This window comes from Okeania hirsuta, assembly GCF_003838195.1.
Classification (GTDB): Bacteria; Cyanobacteriota; Cyanobacteriia; order Cyanobacteriales; family Microcoleaceae; genus Okeania; species Okeania hirsuta.
On sequence record NZ_RCBY01000448.1, the window covers coordinates 1 to 2,979 of the forward strand.

General features: G+C 33.5%; 1 protein-coding gene. It reads right to left on the reverse strand.

Features of this window, described 5'->3' with window-relative positions:
• Nucleotides 1-370: 370 nt before the first annotated feature.
• Nucleotides 371-2,242, reverse strand: a complete 1,872-nt coding sequence (locus D5R40_RS31595) for a diguanylate cyclase domain-containing protein (protein WP_124155783.1) — start codon at nucleotides 2,240-2,242, stop codon at nucleotides 371-373.
• Between the last annotated feature and the right edge of the window lie 737 nt (nucleotides 2,243-2,979).

A 2,979-nucleotide genomic window follows, 5' to 3' on the forward strand; every position in this document is an offset into this window, starting at 1 on the left:
GGTAGACCACAGTAAGGACGTTCCATGGAACGTCCTTACTGTGGTCTACCCAAATGGAATCCGCTGTAAGTCCCAGAGTTTGTTGCATATTTCTATGCTAAGTGAATGTTTTTTATAAAAAGCAGAAATTTGCCTATAAATCTCAAATATAGAGATTTTAAGCTAGATTCAATCAAGGTTACTGAGAAACCAGATTTATACAGTTGTATGACTAAATGAATTTATTGCTTTTGCTCCTAAAAATTTTTTATACATGATACCAAATCCGGTTATGAAAAGCTAATTTGTCCAAATCCTTCTAATCTTTCTGCCTTCTAATCTTTCTGCCTTCTGCCTTACCTTCACAATAAATCTCTCTTCTAAACCGGATTTAGTATGAATCATCAATATAAACTTGATTTCTACCAGTATTTTTAGCATTGTATAGCGCCATATCTGCTGCTTCTAGTAATATTTGAGGATTAGAGTCAGTAGAGCAGTGACTATTTGCCACTCCTAAACTACTTGTCACCCACTTACTGACTGTCGAAGCTGTATGGGGAATTTTTAAAGCCTCAATTTGTGTTATAATCTTTTCTGCAACCTTCAGCGCTCCTTCTATGGGAGTATTTGGCAGTACAACCACAAACTCTTCACCCCCATATCGAGCTACAAAATCTCCTGGTCGTTTCACTGCAGCACTAATAGTTTGAGCTACCTGTTGCAAACATTTGTCTCCCTGCTGATGACCGTAAGTATCGTTGTAGGGTTTAAAATAATCTATATCCACCATAATTATTGACATAGAAGCATGATCCCGTGTTAATCTTTTCCATTCTTGGTCTAGTTTTTCTTCAAAGTGGCGACGGTTACAAATTCCTGTCAAACCATCAACATAAGCTATTTCTTTTAATTCTTGATTTAGTTTTTCTAAACGATGATAAAGTTGAGCTTGTTGAATAGCGATCGCTATCTGAGTTGCCAAGCGTCTCAATAGATCGGTGTCTGATATTCGCCATTGTCGTTTATGAGTACATTGATGAGCTACTATTAATCCCCATGCAGTAGTTTCCGAACCTTGTTTTTCCCCTTCTTGATTAATTAAAATTGGCAATACCATATTTGCTTTGACTTGAAACTGTTTGAGTAGATCGGCATGGCATTTGTTTATATCTGGGCTTTCAATATCTTCTATTATACTAATATAACCTTGTTTATAGCGTTCTATAATATCTGTATTTGGGAAACATGGATCGTCAATAATTTCACCTAAAATTGGACTGCTATCTGCTGCTACAGATTCTTTTTCTACGATACCTTTTCCATCTTCCAAAAAACGATAAATTAAGACGCGGTCACACTCCAAAAAAAACCGTACTGACTCTACTGTAGTCTCTAATATTTCATCCAAATTTAAAGATTGATGAATCCGGTCTAGAATGAGTCCTAATAAATGCTCTTTTTGTCTAAGTTCCTGCACAGCTAACTCTGCTTTTTTACGATCTGTAATATCTAGCACTGTGCCGAATATGCCTATAGGTTCTGAGTTACTATCAACAATTAAAGTAGCCTGAGTATAAATATACCTTAATGTACCATCTGGTCGAATGATTTGATATTCACATTCACAACTTTCTGCCTTTTCTAAGATCAAAATCACATTTTTATCCCATATTTTTTGACTTTCGAGAGTAAACATTTCAACCCATTCTAGATAAGTTGGTTCTCCTCTGCTAGGGTTAAGACCAAAAATGCGAAATGCTTCATCTGAGCAAGTTATTTTTTGTGTCTTTAAGTCATATTCCCAGTTCCCTAAATGAGCAATTTTTTGTGCTTCTTGTAGCTTTGCTTTGCTTTCTTTTAAAGCGTTTAAATTTTGATTATTCTCATGTGTATAGCGAATTATTCGATTTAATGTATATTCGTTAATTTCTGATTTATTCAAGTAATCTGCTACTCCTTTATTCATTAAATCCATCTCTAATTCTTGATTTTCTATATCTGTGAGTAATACGATTGGCATTTGGCAACCTAGATTAATTGCTGTTTGAAGTATTTCTAACCCTTTTGTTTCTTTGAATTTATAGTCAAGCAAACAAATATCATGTTGATTTTTTTTCATTACTGTTAATCCTGCTTCGTAAGTATTTTCCCAGTCTAGTAATATTTTTGGTGATTCTACCTGTGACAGTAAGTCATAGATCAGAATAAAATCGTCTGTATTGTTTTCTATTAAAAGGACTTTAATTAAATCTTTATTCATCTAATAAATTAGTTTTTACAAACAATTTTTTTTTTTAATATGAGTATCTAAAAGTTAATAAAAAATCATATCTTATCTTGCCTAAAGTACTGGAAAAAGTCGCAGTTTGAGTTTTAGTGATACCATCAAGGCCAATTAATTAGGTTTTTGTGGGAACAAATCATATTTGCTTGAGGTCTTTAATCATCATTGTTTTACTTTTAACTGCGAACTTGATACTTTATATTATCTGCTTTTTTTCTAGTTATTGTGGTGACTTATGAATGAAGTTACTGGTGATTTTTTGATATTGATAAAGTGAGTCATTGAACTTTGATTGGGTGAGTTAGTCAACTAAGATCGAGTGAAGTAGATGAGTAAACTTTTGTGATCAGCATCATATTCTTCTATATCTTGACTAGACTTTTAGTTTTTTATTTTTTGATTCTTGATATTAAATTATGGGAACTTTCTCTGTGTCAAGTAAAATATTCGGTTATCTTTGATATGAAATATGATGTAGTGAATAATTAGTTATCGTATAACTCAGGAGTCAGGAGAAAGGAAGGATGAGAGTAGGAATTATCTGGGGATATTCCGGCATTTTATGTGTGCATTGAATGGAAGTAGAGAGTGCGATAATTGTATAACCGGATTTTATATGACAACCTTTTGTTCGTAAAGTTTTATGTGATAATTTAGCATTGAAGAAGGAGACAGGAGACAGGAGACAGGAGACAGGAGGAAAATTACATGGG